The sequence below is a fragment of the Herbaspirillum sp. GW821-FHT09A12 genome (assembly GCF_059418325.1).
In genome coordinates, this window is sequence record NZ_JBWKPR010000014.1 from 1 (window position 1) to 18,309 (window position 18,309).

Below are 18,309 nucleotides of genomic sequence, written 5' to 3' on the forward strand. Positions count from 1 at the left end.
TTGCAGCTCCAACTGAACCTGCAAGCGCATACGGCCGCTCACCACCTCGAAACTGCCATCATCCTTGCGTCGTGCGGTAATCATCTATTTTCCGATCACAAGACAATCTGCGCAAAAAAGGTGATGTTCAGCGACTTATCGCTGACGGTGTGGCTCGCACCAGCTGCCTTGTACGTGCGCGCCTCAGAAGCCATTACAGCCTTTGCCACACCATTTTTCGAAATGAAACTGGCACGATCAGCTTTACTGTAGAAGCTCAGTAGTTGCCGTTCAGTGGTGTCGGCGGCTATAGCTGTTGTACGAATTGCGTAGAACATTTTCGTTTTCTCCGGTTAAATCAGGCACCCATACGGCGCTCTGCTGCGATTTCGGCACTGAGATAGCGTTCGACATGTGAGGTTTCCGCAAGCTCGCGCATATAGCGCACGAAACCACGCTTCTCGCCGAAGCTCATGTTCTTGACATCAGCCACGCGCACCTTGCCAGAGCCGTCGCATTCGGTGCAGGCCACGTCGTAGTCGCCGCGAATGTAGCGATCAGCAGCGGTGGTGCCGTCGCGGTCATCGTAGTCTTCCTGCATATCGGCCCACTCCTGGGACGTGAAGCCGTTCGAGAATGCCGGGTGATCGACGGCGCCGTTGCCGCCGCAGCACTCGCAAATTGCCCACTTGGTGCGCTTGAAGCCGAAGGCCGAAGCTGCCAGCATGATTTTTTGCATGATGATTTCCCTATCAGTCGAATTCGCACTCTTCCCATTGGTGACGCGGCGCAAGTTCTTGGCCGACCGAGTTGAACTCTGTACCGCAACGATGGCAGTCGCTATCGTTGAATAGCACAAGCTCATGGCGATTCCCGCAACGGCAACGTACCGATCCTGCATCAATCACGCGACCTGTCTCCGCATCTTGCTTCGGCATTGAAATCCAATTCGGCATGCTCATTCACCTCATATTTGGCGACGCGAAGTGCTGCGCCCATGAACATCATTATAAACGTCTAGACGTGTAATGCAAGAGCTATTTTGACTTTTTTTTTAGGGCTGTATGCCGCCAACAATTCCGCGTGTGTCGAGCGGTACCGCGCTAATGCATTGCTGACCGATTGAGGCGACAACCCCTCCCGTTTTGCAGCGTCTCCGGGCGTTTGTCCGTCCAGGATGACCGCTCGGACAGCACTAGCAACACGTTCCTGGGAACGCAGCAATTTGGCCACCAGGTCAAACTGTTCTGGCGTCATCAAATCACCCCCGCAACAATCGCACCCAAACGCACTGGATCTTGGTCGATTAGGTTTTTCGTGGCCTTCAGAGATCCGTGGCCAAGCAGCTCGTTAATGTGTTTCAGGTCATACCCTTTTTGGTGAAGCCGTACCGCGAAGGTGCGGCGGCCGGACATGGCGCTCGCCCCCTCAATGCCCGACTGTTGATGCAGCTTACGGAAAAGTTGACTCAAGGAATCGCAGGAGTAGCTGATTGCTCCAGTGGCGGTCTTGCGTTCGACGCGCTTGTACGGAGCTCCGTCACCGGTGAGGAATATTGGACTCGACGGATCAAGGCCCCTATATGCCCCCTTGCGAGTTGTCACACCTTGCCCAAGCCGAACCCGCAGCGCCAGGTATTTGTCGATGGAATCGGTGACTTTGGAATTCGACCACCAAAGGGGGCGCTCCTTGCCGTTGTAGGCGACATCTGGCGGAACGCATGACTTCTCACGAATGGTTCCGTCTGGCGTCAGATAGTGCTCGATCCTCATCGTGGCCACCTCGGTGAGCATCATGCCCGTGCCGTAGATCACATGAAGCAGCGCGACGTTTCGCTCCGGACTTTCTCCCGAAACGGCGGTCACTTTCAGCAGATGTTTGAGGCGCGAGTCTTCAATAAATGGGGCTTTAGCCATTCTCTATTAATTCCGTATTTGGATTTATTCAGAGGTTACGACATCGAGAATAGCGACAAAGCGTCCGAAGCGCAAGGCCGCTGGCCAGGTTCTCGGAAAAGTCCGGCCAGATGGCCAATTAAGTGGCGAGCGCGACACGCGCATCCGTCATTCCTTGAACCAACATCGCAAAGACATGCTTCTCTTGCGAGTCTGGATCTGGCACGCCTTCGTCGGCCAGCAGGTCCTTTTCGATCTTCTCTTTGTGCTTGAGCAACGTCAGGACCTGTTCGTCCACGGTACCAGGAACTACCGGAATGGAGACGGTGACCTGCCGGCGCTGCCCATTGCGATAGGCGCGGTCCTCGGCTTGGCGCTTGGCAGCATCGGTCCACGGCAACGAAGCGAAATAGACATAGTTGGCCGTCGTCAGATTCAGGCCGACGCCGGCGGCCTTTGTGGTGCCGATGAAAACGCCGACAGCGGGATCATCCATGAACGCGTCGACGGCCTTCTGCTTTTTCGTTGGCGAGCCTTCGCCGGTGTAGCCGACGGCCTGAATACCTGCCTTCGCGAATTCGTCGACCAGGAAGTCGACCGAATCCACGTATTCGCAGAAGATGATGGCCTTGTCGCCATCCGTCAAGGATCGAACCGAGTCGATCAGCCACGAGGCCTTGCATGTCTCCAGCAAGCGCCGCAGGCGGCCGATCTTGACCAGCGCCACCTCGCTATCGTCGTTAAGCACCTTCCGGTACCGCGCCATCTCGTCGACGCCCAGCTGCACGTATTGGATCTCATGCACCTTGCCCTTAAGCGTCTTCAGCACGTCCTTGCGCCGGCGCAGCATCCATTCCGAAACACGCTGCGCCAGAACCTTGCGCAGCTCCGGTTTGCCGGCGAATTCGCCCAAGAAGTCGGCCAGCGGCACCTCTCCAATCGGGTGACCAGATAGTCGCAGCAGCGAATGCAGCTCACTCTCGCGGTTCAGGATGGGTGTGGCGGTCAGCAGGAAGCGGCGATCAATGTGCTTGGCCAGCAAGAACGCGTTGCGCGTTCTGGTGGAGTCCGGCTCCTTCAGATAATGAGCTTCGTCGCAGAGCATTACCCGGAAGCGGGCCAGCTTATCGTTGATCGCCTGCACTACCGCGCCCAGACGTTCATAGTTGACGACGAGCCATTCCGCATCTGCCCAGACCTGCCCGTCTCCGGCGATCGCAACCCGTGCCCCTGGCTGCACTGCGTGGATCTCTCGCTGCCAGTTGATGCGCAGGTTGGCCGGACATACCACAAGAACAGCACCAGGCCCAGATATTAGGTGCGCTGCCACAACAGCCTGCCGCGACTTCCCGAGCCCCATGTCGTCAGCCAAAAGTGCGCTGGTGCTACCAAGAAGATGCCTTACGCCTGCTGATTGATAGTCGTAGAGCCCATAATCTGCCGCGGCGCGCTGCAGCTGCGCCTCATTGACCCAGAGCTTCTTCAATGGCGTGGCCACCACCGTCAAGATGGAGTTCTCGCCAGCCGTATCCCTGGCCACGGGCTCTGGAATCATGCCGCCCACACTCAAGGCGGGCCGATCTCCATCGGCCGATGTCGCCAGCTGCTCCAGGACAATCTCGGTCTCATGCACATAGACATGCTCCCGCTTGACCCCGGCTCGGCTCTCAAACGCCTCAAGGATGTCGTCGAGCCCCTTATTCAGACGCCAGGCGTTTTTCCCCCGAAGAAAAATACCTTCCAGAGCTTGCATGGCGGCGAGCAGAACGCGGTCCAGCTTGAACAAGCAGGCGAATCCGCCGTTCTTGACGGGGAACAGCTGCACATCGAGGCCGGCCACGAACAGATCTGGATCCGGCGCGGAAAGCGCCGTGCGCAGCTTCTGCGCCATGGCCGTCACGTCGAGCGTCGATTCCTTCGGGAGACTGGCGGCCAGGCCGGCGGCGAACGCGCCGTTGATTCGCTCGCGATCGAACACCCACATCCGGCCGGCTTGCGACCACTGGCCCTCCTTCTCCTTAAAGAAGGCATTTGCCCACGGAGAAAAGAGCGTGGAAAAGCCAACACGAAAGCCATCCGAGCGCACAGCCTTAATGAGTTCCGTCGATCCCTTCTTGTAGGCGGCCAGCTTCATATTGACAAGGAAAGGCCCAGAGACTCCAGGCGTTGCAGCCTATCAGACCTCAGTTTTCCAGCTTCGAACATCTGCCGTTGAAATTTTGCCCAGCGACCCAGAATAAACGCATCTATCGCTCCTTCTGGCCAGCGATATGCATCTGGAATCCGACAATGACCGTATTTCTCCCTAAATTCCTTTGCGTACTGAAAAGCCTTTTCCCAGGCCTCGTCCTGGACAGATAGTTCCATCCCGGTAGAGAACAGCAACTCGCGTCTGCCCTCAGCTAATTTACCGAGGCGACCAAGTCTCCGCTGCTCAGTGAGCCACGCTCCAAGTCGATATCCAGTTGGGTCGTCTTCCGGCCACGTATTGGCCTGTGGGACTCGGGAATGGCCATATTTCTCACGATATTCCCGAAGACACTTCAAGCCTATGCCCCACATATAATCTGCGACCGACCATACGAATCCGGCATCATCAAGAAGGCGTCGCCTCTCTTTCGAAAGAGTTCCCCTCTTCGCTCGCTTTCGTTGATCGCTGACCCATTTCCCCAGCAGAATTCCCTTATCCTGTCCTTCAGGCCACGAAACGTCGGAGGGCACATTCATATGCCCATATTTCGTCGCAAATTCGCCTAGCGCCTCAAAGCCCAGGCTCCATGGATCCACCGCTGGGGATAGCTCCCGCAGGATTCTGGGTCGAAGAGCTTTGTGAAGTTTTGCCAAATATTCTCTGCTGACCGAACCGCCAATGTAAATTTTTTGCCTTGAATTGTCGCGGCTAGAAACTGCCGCTGATTTGTTGCAGCCGTATTCATTTAAGTAGAGATCCAGCTCATCATCGTGGCTACGCAGCGAGGAGATAATCTCCCAAACCTTCTGGAATTCACTGCTTTCTAACGTCTCTTCCGGGCTCTCTCCGTCCGCGACAAAAACTGGCACAACAATTGTGCCGAGATCTTTGCCCTGAGAACTACGCAGCACCCTGCCTACAGCCTGGATGATATCGATTGGGCTCCGTCGAGGATCATTAAAAACAATGCCATCGACGCTGGGAACATCAACGCCTTCAGCCAAGCATCTGGCATTTGTAAGGACATGCATTTTCCCTGAATCTGTGGTGGCCAGCTTTGTCAGCTTCTGCTTACGAACACCCGCCTCCATTGCGCCAGATACGATGTCTGCCACGAGCTCGCCCGTAGGCCACCCTAACTGCACGGATACCGATGCTAGGTCGGAAGCAAAACGGTTCGCGCGACTTACATAGCTGTGAAAGCTAAGTACCTTCCGCAAACCAAACATTTTCATAGTCTTCAGCAAGGCAACCTGCTTCGCCCGCATCTGCCTATCATCCTCTGAAATGGCAGGCTCTGAAATCTCATCTAGGGAGTCACTAATAAGATATATAGCGACTTGATAATCCGCGAGCAGTTTTCTTTTGATCGCTCTGCCGAAATGCAAGCAATGGAACCTATCTCCAAAAGCGGCGATATCGTTCATATCTCGCCCGTTCGCCATATGACCATAAATCTTAGGTGTGGCAGTTAAAAACAGGCGCTTATTGGCGCGGATTGAGCAACGATCTAAAATTATTCCAAAGAAGCTCCCGACCTCTGTCACGCATCGATGCGCTTCATCAGCAACCGCTAGATCAAAGGACGGCACTTTCGCAAATCGCTGTGCTTCTGCAATCAGCTGAGATGAATGATAGGTACAAAAGACCACTCGACGGCCTTCTTCCCTCATGAACTCAGCAATACGGACGGCACTCGAAGTCACTTCATGGCCCGATTGGACCAAATCCGCGCGCAAGTAATCCACCCCGTCATCGCTTTCCGGTTGACCGACTGTAACGTCAGAACAAACGAACAACGACTCAAAGCCCTCACCTTCGGAACTTGACGATCGCCACTCGGATGCAAATTGGTCCAGCAGACTTAGTGACGGCACCAATACCAAACTCAGCTTGGCAGGCAGACGCTCTGATACCCAAAGTGCGACAAGAGTCTTACCGGTTCCACACGCCATTATCAACTGCCCACGATCGGCAGTCTGGAATCCTTTGAGTACATCAGCGAGCGCCTCTTCCTGATGTAGCTTGGGTTTACGCGAACATTTAGTCTTCATCGAACACCAAATTTACACAATAAGATGCTCATATAGTATAACGAAAGTAATAGCTATGCTCCTTTATTCGATTAATAGCACGTTGCAGGCTGCTTCGGTTTGTAGTGCCCGCACATCTTCCATCCGGCGGCGCACTTCGACGCGGCGACGTTGCACTGCCGCATGATCTTCTTTCGACATCGGAGCCGCATTCATGAGTTGCCTCAAGTTCGCGACCTGGGTGTCACCTTGCTCGCCATAGCGAGCAACTCTCATTTCACAGCGCATACGCGACCTTATCACCCCAAGATTGGAAACAAAACACTCACCAGCATAGCCACCAGCGTCACCACCAGGATGACCGCGATCCCAATAAAGAGCGCCTTTCCAGCTGGCGATAGACACTCAAACGCGGTCAACTGTGACTCCATAGAAGAGCATGGACCGCAGCTTCAACTCCAGCGGCACCACGTTTTCAAGTGTTTCCTTCAATCGCTCACGCCGGAAAGTGAAGTACAGGCCGCAACTGGCATCAAAGTATCGGATGCTGTCGGCATCCAGTTCGAACGGCTTGGTGAGCCGAAAACGGCCGTTCTGGCGTACACCCCGGCGGCCACCGCTCTCCGACAAGCCTCCAAGCTGATGCAACCATTCGCGACAGCCAGCGAAATCACCGATCGGACTCCGATGCGCTGAAAGCGCTTGCTCAGGCCGCTCACAGCGAATTCGGTCACCAAATCGCCTTTCACCAGCGCCAGGTAATCGACTGCGCCATGCCTCTCGACCAATTCCTGCATTCCCGTTCCCATAAAATCACCTCACCTCGCCGCCAAAGGACAGCATTGACCGTCAATACGCGCGCGGCAGCGCGCGTGCCTCGTCCCACAATCGACGCCACTCGGCGGCGTACTTGCCTGCCAGCGCCGGCACACCGTGGAGCAGCAACGCATTCTCAGCGTTCTTTTCCGCGCGCCCGGTGTAGTTGAAGCTGCCAAGCTGCAGGCCTTCGCCATCCAGCACCATGAACTTGTGATGAAAAATCGGATAGTTGGCATTCAGGCGAACTGGCACGCCCGCATTCGCCAGGTACGTGGCGGCCGAGTAGCGCTGCTGGTTCTCCTCAGCATCAACGACAACATAGACATCGACGCCCCGCTTGCGCGCGTCGATGAGGGCGGCCGAAATAGACTTGCTGGTGAACACATACCCCGCCACCAAGATCTGCTTCTTAGCCGCCCCAATGCCCTTGAGCACGACATCCAAAGCGCCCCGCGCTGGAGAAAATCCGGCGTCGAACGATGCACCCGGTCCGAGGGCCTGCGCCGCCCAAACTTGGCCCATCCCCGATACCGCCATCACCACCACGAGAACAAAATTGCGCATCACGCCATCACCTTTACTTTACGGCACCCAAATTGGCCCCTGTGGTCCGAACAATCCTTCTTTGACATCCAAATTGGCCTACTCCCGACAGACCCGCGTTCTACCGACAAAATGAACCTTACGACACCCAAATTGGGGTTCAGGCTTTCCGTCCAACATTCAACAACAACACACGCCCAAATAAAGATGAACACGCCGCCCAAATCCCCCTTATCGACCACACACCACCCTGCTCTGTCGGACAAAACTGGTAGATGAGGAACAGATCACCTGCCCGGGCGTTGAATACCCTTTTTTATTGAAATCCGAATCCTGGGATATGACCTACAAAATTCAAAGATCGAAAACAGAATGAGATACCCGCGCCCGACACCCTCTGCCTTGCCAGCCACATAAAAGAGTCGGACAGCGCAGTACCGAAGCCAGATCCGACTCGTGAAGAACCAACGCTTTACTTTCGGCAAAATTCCCATCAGCCATCCACCTTTGATCGTTCGGCACATCGATCATGCGCCCCCCACCACGTCTCAATGATGCCCCAGACACCACCAACGGCGGCCAAGATGAGCGCAGTCCAGGCTGCCCGCATCCAACCACCCACATATCCTGTTTCCGGTACCAAACGAGCGCTAAATTCCGACGCCACCACGTAGGCTCCTGCAGGCACCAGGAAGAGCATCGTCAGCATGGCTTTCCGGAACAACGTTCTTGGCCACGCGATGTAGCGGTTCTGTGTCCCCGATTCCATTCCGTCCGCTCCCAAGCTACCCAGCGTTCAATACCAGAAGCACACGCCCGGCATCCTCCCCTCGCGTGAACTCGAAAGGGCGCGGTTCGCCCACAAAGTACCCCTGCGCATAGTGCACACCCAAAGATCGGAGATTCGCCATCTTTTCCTTGCTGTCAACGTGCTCAGCGATCACACGGCCTCCATGCCCGGCTACCAGCTCACACAGCTGCACGATCACGTCGCCATTCCCTTCCAAGTCTGCGATCATCTTGCCGTCGAGCTTAAGGAATTCCGGCCGCAACTTCTCGATGAGGGCCACGGTGAAATGCCCAGCTCCGAAATCGTCGATAGCGATTCGGCCACCAAGCAGCCGCACGGCCTCCGCAAACAGCATCACCTGGCGAGCATTCTGGATCTCCGTCGTCTCTGTTACCTCAAAGATGATCCTGTCCACCAGGTGCATGTTCTGGAAGATCAATCCCAGTGCTTCGCTGCACGACTCTTCAATTGTGCGGACCGACACGTTCACCGCGATCACCAAGCCGGAATGCTGCGTCAAAAGCTTGAAGCAGTGTTCCAAGATCGCCAGATCGATCAGGAACACAAAGCCGTATTCCTCGCCCATCTCGATCAGGCGAACATGGCCACCACTGGCCCCTTTCGTTCTCGCAAGGGCCTCGTAATGGGACACGATGCCGGTAGACACCTCCACGATCGGCATGAATACCGGACTGACGACTTTCTGCATATTGGTCTCCCTTGTTGGCGCGCGCACGAATGCGCCGTGACCCGAAGCCGACCTCAGATCGGTACTTGGCTCCAGTCAATGGGGGCCTTGAGGAACGCGTCAGTCCTGTTCTTGAGAACCCACGCGACGCGGCGCACGTGGATGCGCGCCCAGGCCGCTGCCTTGCGCACCTGGTCCGCATCGCCGAAGGCGACACCGTCAGCCAGCGCCTTGTTCAGCGCAACCACCATCTCCATCGGCGTGTAGCTCGCGATCGAGCCGCCGAATTGTTCCTGGAGCGCCAGGAACAGGACGCTATGTTGCGTAACGAAAGTGTCGAAGGTACCCAACAATCGCGGGCTCTCTTCACGCAGCACCAGCTCGTAAGCAGCGCCGCCCTCTGTCAGATTGGCGACGGACACCTGTCGGCCGCCCAGATCTATTCGGTGCGTCTGTATGATCTTGCGGCCGAGATTGTTCATGTTGAAGGCCAGATCATCGACCTCCACGAACGCGCCTTGCGGAAATGCGACTGCCTTCTCAACCAACGCCGGCGGGAAGTTGAATTTGTTCTCGATCACGGTACTCATGGGTGCTCCTGAATCTAGTTGTTAAACCGCCGATTAGGGACGGCGCGGCACGCTGACGGAAGCGTCGGCCTCAGCTGCACGCTGTACGATGGCACGCGCCTGGGCTTCCTTGAGCATGGACTTGGCGAAGGTGCTGTCGGCCACGCCGGCCAGACCTTGGCGGAGTTCCTCCTGCAGCTGCATCGCAGGATTCTTTGCCGCTTGCGTTTCCACTCGAGCCAGGCGTTCAAACGCACTGCTCAGCTCATTGAAACTGCGAGCAACGCCGTCGGCCATCTCGGCCATACCGGGGTCCAGCGCCGTCATCTCGCTGATGGAGTTGGCAGAGTGAATTTGCGCAATCGCCATGCCGTGGCCGACAGCGTCACGTACCTTCTGGAGGATGCGCTTGATCTCCAGGCGATAGAAGTTAGCTGCCGCCTCCAGGTAGAGCGGCACGCTGAAGCCTGTTGCCCCGCCGGCGCGCGCGCGGTACTCACGGTTCATTTCAGCTGCCAGCTGATCGCGCTTGCCGTACTGGTCACTGCCGCTCAGGACGGGAGCGCATATCTTGAAGACATCGCCAGCAATGCCATTCTCGATCTGGCGCAGCACCACACGGTCCAGGCTGTTGGGGACTGCCGCCATCTGGCGCAGGTCATCAATCAGCAGCGAGTTTGCGAATTTGGAACTCATTTACTACCCCTTTTTATGCAGTTTATTCGGCAACTTGTTCGGTGTGTTTGCATCCGGGATAACCGGAGCAGCCAAGGAATGCGCCCTTAGCGGACTTGCGCTGCAACATCTGCGAGCCGCATTTCGGGCAGTTCTTGCCCGCGGGTGTCGCCGGCGCACGAGGCTCCCCTGACGACGTTTTCTTCTTCGCGCCAGGCGGATCGGGAATCAAGAGATCCTTGGAGTTGATGGTGCCGATAGTCTTCAGGATCATCTGCGATTGCATGGCCATGAACTGATCCAGCGTCATCTTCCCTTCTTCAACACCACCCAGTGCCGTCTCCCACAGCGCCGTCATGTCCGGCCTCCCCAGCTCTGGCGGCAAGGCGGCGATCAAGCCGCGGCCAGCAGCCGTCGAGATGATCTGCGTCTCCTTCGACGCTTTCCCACCGCGCTTTTCGGGAAGCCTGCATTCGACCAGGCCAGTCTCTTCGAGCTTCGGGACAAACGTATGGCGGGTCGCTGGTGTACCCAGGCCGCATGCCCCCTCCTCGTCCCCGGCCTTTTTGTCTGCCAGCATCTTCATGAAGATGCCCTTGATGCGCTCATCCTTGACGTACTTGTGGATGTTGATCATCGCGTCCAGCAGCGTTGCGTCGGTGAAGTGGTCCGGCGGTGTGGTCTTCTTGGGTTCGATGGACAAGCCGTTGCAGAGAACGGCCTCGCCCTTCGTCATGGCCGGGAGCGCAATGGTGTCATCACCTTGCTTCGCGTCGTCTTCGGACGCAGCTGCGCCATAGATCACTTTCCAGCCTGGCGACAGCGTTGTCGAGCCGGTAGCAGTGAACAACTGGCCGGAAATGTCGATCGTTGCTTTCACTGCGCGGTAACGCCGCGGCGGCATGAACTGCGCGAGGTACCGGCGACAGATTTCGTCGTAGAGATCGCGCTCGATCTTCGAAAGACCGCTGAGGTCTGCCTTGGTGGTTGTAGTCGGGATGATGGCGTGGTGGGCAGTGACCTTTTCGTCGTTCCAAGCCCGGGACTTCCGCTTCTGATCCACAAGATTCGTCACGCTGGGCTCAAATTTCATGTTGTGCGTCACCGCAGCAATAACCTGCCCCGCGTCGCCGAACTGGCCTTCAGGCAGGAATTGGCAGTCCGATCGCGGATAGGTCGTCAGGCTGTGCGTCTCGTACAACGCTTGGAGGGCCTTCAGAACATCGTCCGACCTATACCCGAATCGCTTCGACGCCAGGATCTGCAGCTTGTCGACCGAGAACGGTAGCGGCGCACCTTCCTGTTTCTCGTCGTCGTCGTACTCGGCCACGTGGCCGGTCTTGCCTTTCACCGCCGCGTTGAGCTGGTCGGCGATACGCCGGTCCAGAAGCCGACCTTCTGCGTCGAGACCTGCCTGTCCATCGTGAGGCTTCCACTTGCCCAGGAATTCGCCACCGGCCACCTTCAGCCTTGCTACCAGCTGGAAGTAGTCGACCGGCTTGAAGTTCGCGATCTCCTCGTCTCGTGCGACGATCAGCCCCAGAAGAGGCGTCTGCACTCGGCCGATCGGAATGTGAGTCCCACCGTAGCCGCTACGTTTCGCTTGCAATGTCACCGCACGCGTGAAATTCATCCCACAAAGCCAATCGGATCTGCTGCGCCCGAGCGCCCGGCGCATCAGTCCTTGGAAGTCCGCGTTATCGCGCTCGTCGCGCAGCCCGTTGCTGACGGTGACGGTATCAAAGCCACTGATCAGCACTCGCCTCACGGGCTTTGCGTTACCCAGCTCAAGCAAAATCTCATCGATCAGCAGCTGGCCCTCGGCATCCGGATCCCCCGCGTTCACCACGACGCTGGCCTCTTTGACCAGCCGCTTGATGGTCTTGAAGAGACCAGCCTTATCCGATACCAGCTCAAGCTTCCAGGCCGGCCATCCTTCGGTGCCCGGGTTCAGCGGCAGATGCTCGTCAACCCAGCTGAACTTGCCATTCGCGCCCTTCTTGGCACCTGGAAACTTGGCACCGATGTAGTAATCGGGGCTGACTTGCTCGAAGATATGGCCGGCGGCCCAACATACTGCCCAGTCAGCACCTTGGACAAAGTCCACCCCGGAGTCGACCTTCGGCGAACGCTTCGCCAGTTCGCCGGCGATCGCTTTGCCGAGCTTGGGCTTTTCGGCCACATAGACTTTCATGACTTTCATTAGATGATCGCCTTTATGCCACTCGCGCGGTAAAAATAAACGCCATCTTTCCGACGATAGTCGGAATGATTGACGTTTGTTGTCTTATGCATGCAGAAGAGCGAATGTTCTGTCTGTTATGATCGGCCCTGTCTCGGGTCGACAGGTGGAATGCATGGACGTAGAACTGAAGGAACTGGTCAAGGCTGCAAAGGAATTCGCGCGCGGAAAGAACAAGGGTCTTTCGAGCCGAATTCGCGGCCGTATGGACGAAATGAAGCCGGCGCTGACCATTTTGGTCAACGAACGCCTCAGCCTCACCGACATCCAGGAATTCATTCGCGCCAACACGGGATTGAAAATCGGCATCACCACCCTGAAACAGTATTTCCGGGAAACGTTCAACTACCCCCCGACCAGAACTGGCCGGGGCGATGACGATCGCAGCGCGAATTGACCTGGTTCTGCTCATGCCGGATCCGCAGCGTCAGGCACGGGCCGCATCCCCGATGCCGATACCAGAAGCGCGGCCATAGCGCTCGTCACATCCACATCCTCCGCCAACTGCAGGTCACCCGCCGGCAAGCCAAACACGAATCGCTCGGCTTGCTCACGAATCACCTGGCCACGAGCATCGAGAGACCAGGCGATGATCGTTACGGACACGGTTTCCGCGCCGCGACTATCCGCCTGAAACTCCACATCGCCATCGACGCCGGCGTCCCGCCCTTCGTTAATCACGAATAAACGGACATAGGGAAGCTCCGCGCCCAAGCGCGCGGGCAGATGCACCGCGTCTTTGAACTGTTGAAATGCACTCATGTTGCCTCCCTATCGACCAACGCCGATTCTACTATTGTTAGGTTTTTCGGCGCAACTTTCGTTAGTGTATATTTTCTCTTTTAATTCGTTAATCGCGTCACGATAAGACGCTTCAATGTAGAACGAGACACCACGCCGATAGAGATTAGATGCCACTTTCTCAACATTCTCACGAGGGAACTTGGCTGTCATCCCGCTCCGCGTGCCAGCGAACGGACCGGTCCACTTCACCAGTTCCTCGTCGCTGAAATACTGCCCACCCCGGGATTTGCTGCCGGGCACCTCAAGGACTGCACGGCCGTCTTGCACGTACAGCTTCAGGTCACGCCCTTCGTCATAGGTCACGTTGGTGGAAGTCGTCAGCTCAAGATCCGTGAATTTCGAAAGCGCCAAATCGCACATACGCGCTGTTTCCACGCGAACGGGCAGACTTTTCAGATCGTCCATGTCGACGCCGCGCGCGAGCAGAACGCCGCGGTGACGGAAGCCGGTCTCATCGGTGTAGATCACGCTGCTGCCCAAGCTATTCGTCGCCGCGATCTGTGCCGCCTTGAAGAGATTCCCGTCCAGAATCATCCGCCGGCTGACAACGACACCCGACGGCGCTGAATCGAACTTGACCATGAGCTCGCGATACATTGTTCCTTGTGGCATCAACCTGAACTGCGCGTCCGACTGCAGGCTGTAGAGCGTGCGTTCGACGACACCCTGGCGGCCAGGCACCGCGAAGCCAAGCTCATAGGCTCCCAAAAGGTGAATGTGTTTGGGGTTCTCCGGAACCGTCACAGAGACGACCACGCCAAATACGGTCGCATCCTCATTGTCAGAAAAGCGCGCGACCGCGCCAACATAGAGCCCGTTCAATGCTTCATCGAGAGAATGCAGACGCTGGAGCATCTTCTGCACCGCGTTCGGTTTCTTCGCTGCCAGTGCGTCGTCCACCGATGCAAACTCCTTTCCCTTGACCGACGCAAGGAAACGACCACGATTCGACGCAAGGTAGCCCTTCAGCGCGAGGAAAAAGTCCTTGTTCTCCCGACCCTCTTCGTTGATCTTGAAACCCTGGACCTGCTCAGCTCCGATGTTCACTCGTTGCATTACTTCTGCCGAACGCATCGGGTCGACTTTGGTCTCGTACTCGATGGTCCGCGCGAAGACAGGCCGGTTGAATGAGGATTCGGAATTGGGATCTCCGCTCTCATAAACAACACGGCTGATCTCTTTCGCACGCACATCGAGCTCGCGGGAGCGAAGCGGGTTCACGCCCTTGGCATCGAGCTCCTTGATGACCCTGTGATACTCATTGGTCAGCGCCTCGTAGATCTGCTCCTGCTCCACCACACGAAGCATCACCAACCTACTTGTGAGCTTATTGATGAAGTACGACTCCTGCCGATCATCTTCGTTGTCCATGTCGATATCCAGCCTTCGCGCGATTGCCGGGTTCGCCTCCAGGAAGCGATATGCGACCTCATCACCAATCGAGTTGATGAAGTCTGGTACCGTCTTATCGAGAGCGGCGTTGTCTTGATTGGCGGTGGTATTGGCGGACAGCTTGCGCAGTTTCGCGTTTTGCATGGCGATCGGCCGCGCTTCGCCGATCAGCCCAGACGCCAACGTCTCGATCTCGGGGGATGATGTCTGCCCTTTACGATTTACCCGGCCTGCGAACTGAACGCGTCGGTTCACATCGGCCGCCGTCTGCAGTTCGATCATCACGCGTTGTCGCTGGTCGGGGAATTTCTCACTGGCATGCAGGCTGATACCGGTGCTGCCAGCCCCCGTCAGCAACAGCGCGTCAGAATTTCCCGTCACAAAGTCTTTCACGATCTGTGCTTTGGGGCGCTCCATGACCGGTACCGCCACGACCGTTCCATCTCGTTCATGCACCTGCAGCTTGCGGCCGGACAGCTCGTCGCAGGTGAACCCCGCATCTAGGATCCTCTGCCGAATGTCGTCCAGCGGAGATACCGGCAAATCGGGGAACGCATTGATCAAATCCGCGATCGCTGCAACCGTGTCCATGGCTTCGGACGAGGTGATTGGAACCTTGGTGACCGTGCCATACCGACCGGTTTCACAGAAGTAGGTCAACCGATTCAACATGCGATGCAGGACATCTCGGAATGTCATGCTGTTACCCAACTCGACCTCACCACGCAGCAAGCCGCCGATGCTATTGCCGTCAACGCTGTCATCCGGATCCAGAACATCGGGACGCTCGCCCAGCGCCAAGTCATTCAAGAGCGATTCCATCGTGTTCTCCAACACGATGACAGGCTTGCGCCCCTGCTCCAAATGCATGATTGCGCGTTCCGCCGCAAGATCCACCTTAATTGCCATCATGAACTGCCGATAGATCGCGAACAGCCGCGAGCCGAAATTGGGATTGATCGCCCCCATGCGATTTCCCTTGCGCTCTGCTTCAGGGATAGAGCCCAGCAACTTCTTGATTTCCCTGTTGCGTTCGTTGACCAGCTGGCTGATGTCGCCGGCCAGAAAGTTCATGAGCTCCAGGATCTCGGCGAGCCGGTCCGACAGCTCTCGGTTCCGCTGCTCACGCTCGGCATCGACCACGGTGCGGAATGTGAGATTGCTGAGGTCGTGCTCACGGCGCACGAAGACGCCGTCGCCGGCCAGCATCCCGGACAGCACCTCCTGCAGGACCTCGCCCCCGGTAGCCAACGTCTCAGGCAGCGCCCCCATATCAACGGTGTTGGGGAATAACTTGGAATACAGCATGACGTTTCGCCCGGCCTTCATCGACGTGGCGGAGGAGTAGACGACATAGGACGCCTGCTCAATTGCGAGGCCGATGTTGCTGCCCGTGTTGGACTCGCCTGCAGCGTTGTGTGCTTCATCAAGGAGGAGCGCGCTCCCCTGGGCGATGTCGCTGATCCAGCGCGCTTTAGCGGAGGTGGCCCGATCACGATTGAACTGCGAATAGGTACCCAGCACTAGGTTGTATCCTTCGGGAATCCCGCCGGCGGCCAGAGCGCGGTCGACCACCGGCTTCGGCGTGGCAGGAATCAACTTGCGGCCAGATATCGGGTCATACACGGAGACGCCCTCGTTGACGATCAACGGATGGAAGAGATCTTCCGATCCGATATCGCAGATGTCTCGCCAAAGATCCGTAAAGAGCGTCGGTGTCTCGGTCAAGAACACGGTCTTCAGCTGATTCAGCGCCGCGTACCGAGCGAGAGATGCCATCACACGCCCTTTGCCGAGGCCAGTCTGATCGGCTTCAAGAAAGCCCCGCTCCCTCCGTACCGAGTTGATCGCGAGGGCCACCGCATCGACCTGTTCCGGGGACAGATATTGACTCAACTCGGACACGGACCATCCCAGTTCGCCGGCAACAAATCCATCGATGTCGCCTGACTCTTCCACCACTGCCGTCAGCGCCATTCGTGTCGGCGTCGCCAGGTTGCGCGGAATCATCGCCGTCGCTTCGCTCGCACGGCTAAATGCCGCATACGGCGACTGGTAGGAATTTTCGTCCTGATCCGCTGTGTTCGCCTGACCTGCCGGCACTGCCTCCGCAACGTCAGGGGAGGTAGCCGCGGGCACCACGGTCACCTCCGGTGCCGCCCCATACTTCATGCGCATGCTGGTCGACCAGTCAAACAGCTGCTCGTGGTCGCGCAGGACCTCCAACTGGTCAGGGATCTGGGTCGTGCTACCCCCTTTCTTGCCCACCACCAGGATACGAACCGGATAGCCCGCACCTTGCTTGCTGAATAGCCTGCCATCGACCTCCACGGCGTCCACCTGGTAATGGTCGGCAATCCAGTTGAAAAGATATCTGGAGCCACCGGACACCTGCCCGGCCTTGCCGGGGAGGTAGCTATCGGCACCAATGATGAAAACGCCCAGGCCGTCTTCGGAGCGGGCCAGCAATGATCTCATCAAGATGAGATGGTCGATCCGCGTGATCTTCAGGCCCTGCAGGGTCCGTCCGACATTCAGACCTCCGAACGGAGGATTAGCCAGAATCACGTCGTATGGCTTGTTGTCGTTGAGCTCGCGTAGATCCATCGTTGTGGCGTCTCCTGCTGCCAAGGTCGCGTCCGGCCGTGCGCGCGCAACGTTGCCCAACCGCGCCTTGTCCAGATCACAGCCAACGATGTTCGAATTGACCATCGAGAAGACGAGAGAACCGTTGCCGATGGTCGGATCCAGCACATCGAGCCCGCCGGCGTCGCCGACAATCCGCTGCACCGCGACGCTCATGGTGATGGGCGTCGAATACTGCTGTAGCGTGACCGAGTCGGACGTGCGCGCGGTGAAGGCCGGCTGTCCTTCCTCAAGCTTCTGCGCAAGCAGAAATGCACCTCTATCGAGCTCCTGACCGGCGTGCTTTTGCATGTAGCGCACCAGGGCCGCCTCGATCGCTTCCTGCGCTTCGCGGAAGCGCGGCGACGTAGTCACATCTGCTTCCGGCAACTCCATCACCACCGACGTGAAACGCTTCAAATCTTCGGCCCTCATCACCTTGCCGCCTGCAATTTCTCCGACGAAGCCCTCTGCACACAAGGCAAGATCTTCGGCACTGCGGGCATATAAGAAGAGGGCAGCTGCGACACCTACACCTTCACGAACGACATGGCCATCGCCGTCCTTCACAAATCGGCCGTCTTCGCCCTGGTACACCGTTTGCCCATGATGGTTTATGCCAAGCGGCTTGGCAGTCATCACGGCGTTTTTAATGCTGACGGTGCTGGCGCGCTCACCAGGTGCATCTGCCCCGCCGGCGGCCGGCCCATCACGCATGATTCGGGTCACCTTGTTCATCGGGACTTGAACAGGGACCGCGCCGGGGAATGCACTTTGGATCACTGGCAGCGTGAATTTCAGGTCGTCGCGCACGAGCAAATCGGAAGGGGTACGGTAGAAGCCCATTGCAGACAACGCACGGTCCTGCTCTGCGGACAAGGTCTCATTTGTCACCAAGACCAGGCGCACCACCGAGGACGGGAACTTGACCGCAACCAACTTCGTCTCTGGGTCGGCTGACTTCAGATCAATCCAGCTGACCTGGCTTTGCTTGCGCTTCACGCCCTGCACTACTTCACTCATCATTGGTCTCACTCTTCTGATTCACAAAAAAACAGCCGCCC

The 18,309-nt window shown here is 57.3% G+C and carries 16 protein-coding genes; 2 read left to right on the forward strand and 14 right to left on the reverse strand.

Going from position 1 to position 18,309, the window contains the following annotated elements:
* Nucleotides 1–252 (forward strand): hypothetical protein (locus AC07N6_RS21090; RefSeq protein ID WP_494786276.1); only part of this gene is annotated, 252 nt, incomplete at its 5' end.
* Nucleotides 253–337: 85 nt separating this feature from the next.
* On the opposite strand, the gene AC07N6_RS21095 is transcribed toward AC07N6_RS21090, so the two are convergent.
* The 12 genes from AC07N6_RS21095 to AC07N6_RS21150 all read right to left on the reverse strand — a co-directional run bounded on the left by AC07N6_RS21095 (nt 338) and on the right by AC07N6_RS21150 (nt 12,385).
* Nucleotides 338–718: a hypothetical protein gene (locus AC07N6_RS21095; protein ID WP_494783644.1), complete on the reverse strand. Its 381-nt coding sequence runs from the start codon at nt 716–718 to the stop codon at nt 338–340.
* 517 nt (nt 719–1,235) lie between these two features.
* Nucleotides 1,236–1,895: a tyrosine-type recombinase/integrase gene (locus AC07N6_RS21100; RefSeq protein ID WP_494783643.1), complete on the reverse strand. Its 660-nt coding sequence runs from the start codon at nt 1,893–1,895 to the stop codon at nt 1,236–1,238.
* 118 nt (nt 1,896–2,013) lie between these two features.
* The gene (locus AC07N6_RS21105) at nt 2,014–4,008 is read right to left on the reverse strand and encodes a DEAD/DEAH box helicase (RefSeq protein WP_494783642.1); all 1,995 of its coding nucleotides are present in this window, start codon (nt 4,006–4,008) and stop codon (nt 2,014–2,016) included.
* Nucleotides 4,005–6,119 carry a helicase associated domain-containing protein gene (locus tag AC07N6_RS21110; RefSeq protein ID WP_494783641.1) on the reverse strand — a complete coding sequence of 705 codons (2,115 nt, stop codon included), beginning with the start codon at nt 6,117–6,119 and terminating at the stop codon, nt 4,005–4,007. Before AC07N6_RS21110 ends, AC07N6_RS21105 begins: the two co-directional genes overlap by 4 nt.
* Nucleotides 6,120–6,182: 63 nt before the next feature.
* Nucleotides 6,183–6,503 carry a hypothetical protein gene (locus tag AC07N6_RS21115; protein ID WP_494783640.1) on the reverse strand — a complete coding sequence of 107 codons (321 nt, stop codon included), beginning with the start codon at nt 6,501–6,503 and terminating at the stop codon, nt 6,183–6,185.
* 83 nt (nt 6,504–6,586) lie between these two features.
* Complete coding sequence (locus AC07N6_RS21120) at nt 6,587–6,895, reverse strand: hypothetical protein (protein WP_494783639.1); 309 nt, start codon at nt 6,893–6,895, stop codon at nt 6,587–6,589.
* A gap of 52 nt (nt 6,896–6,947) precedes the next feature.
* Complete coding sequence (locus AC07N6_RS21125) at nt 6,948–7,481, reverse strand: phospholipase D family nuclease (protein WP_494783638.1); 534 nt, start codon at nt 7,479–7,481, stop codon at nt 6,948–6,950.
* A gap of 472 nt (nt 7,482–7,953) precedes the next feature.
* Entirely contained in the window at nt 7,954–8,169 is a 216-nt protein-coding gene (locus AC07N6_RS21130) for a hypothetical protein (RefSeq protein WP_494783637.1), read from the reverse strand.
* 76 nt (nt 8,170–8,245) lie between these two features.
* Nucleotides 8,246–8,959, reverse strand: a complete 714-nt coding sequence (locus AC07N6_RS21135; protein WP_494783636.1) for an EAL domain-containing protein — start codon at nt 8,957–8,959, stop codon at nt 8,246–8,248.
* Nucleotides 8,960–9,012: 53 nt separating this feature from the next.
* Entirely contained in the window at nt 9,013–9,528 is a 516-nt protein-coding gene (locus AC07N6_RS21140; protein ID WP_494783635.1) for a hypothetical protein, read from the reverse strand.
* A 33-nt stretch (nt 9,529–9,561) separates the two neighbouring features.
* Entirely contained in the window at nt 9,562–10,203 is a 642-nt protein-coding gene (locus AC07N6_RS21145; RefSeq protein ID WP_494783634.1) for a hypothetical protein, read from the reverse strand.
* Nucleotides 10,204–10,225: 22 nt separating this feature from the next.
* A complete protein-coding gene (locus AC07N6_RS21150) occupies nt 10,226–12,385 on the reverse strand; it encodes a DNA topoisomerase 3 (protein ID WP_494783633.1) in 2,160 nt (719 codons plus the stop codon).
* 154 nt (nt 12,386–12,539) lie between these two features.
* Here AC07N6_RS21150 and AC07N6_RS21155 point away from each other — a divergent pair, with 154 nt between their 5' ends.
* The gene (locus AC07N6_RS21155; RefSeq protein WP_494783632.1) at nt 12,540–12,821 is read left to right on the forward strand and encodes a hypothetical protein; all 282 of its coding nucleotides are present in this window, start codon (nt 12,540–12,542) and stop codon (nt 12,819–12,821) included.
* An 11-nt stretch (nt 12,822–12,832) separates the two neighbouring features.
* Here the strand turns inward: AC07N6_RS21155 and AC07N6_RS21160 are convergent, their stop codons facing one another.
* Complete coding sequence (locus tag AC07N6_RS21160; RefSeq protein ID WP_494783631.1) at nt 12,833–13,186, reverse strand: hypothetical protein; 354 nt, start codon at nt 13,184–13,186, stop codon at nt 12,833–12,835.
* 9 nt (nt 13,187–13,195) lie between these two features.
* Nucleotides 13,196–18,271 (reverse strand): strawberry notch C-terminal domain-containing protein, encoded by a 5,076-nt coding sequence (locus AC07N6_RS21165; RefSeq protein ID WP_494783630.1) that lies wholly within the window; start codon nt 18,269–18,271, stop codon nt 13,196–13,198.
* Nucleotides 18,272–18,309: the final 38 nt, after the last annotated feature.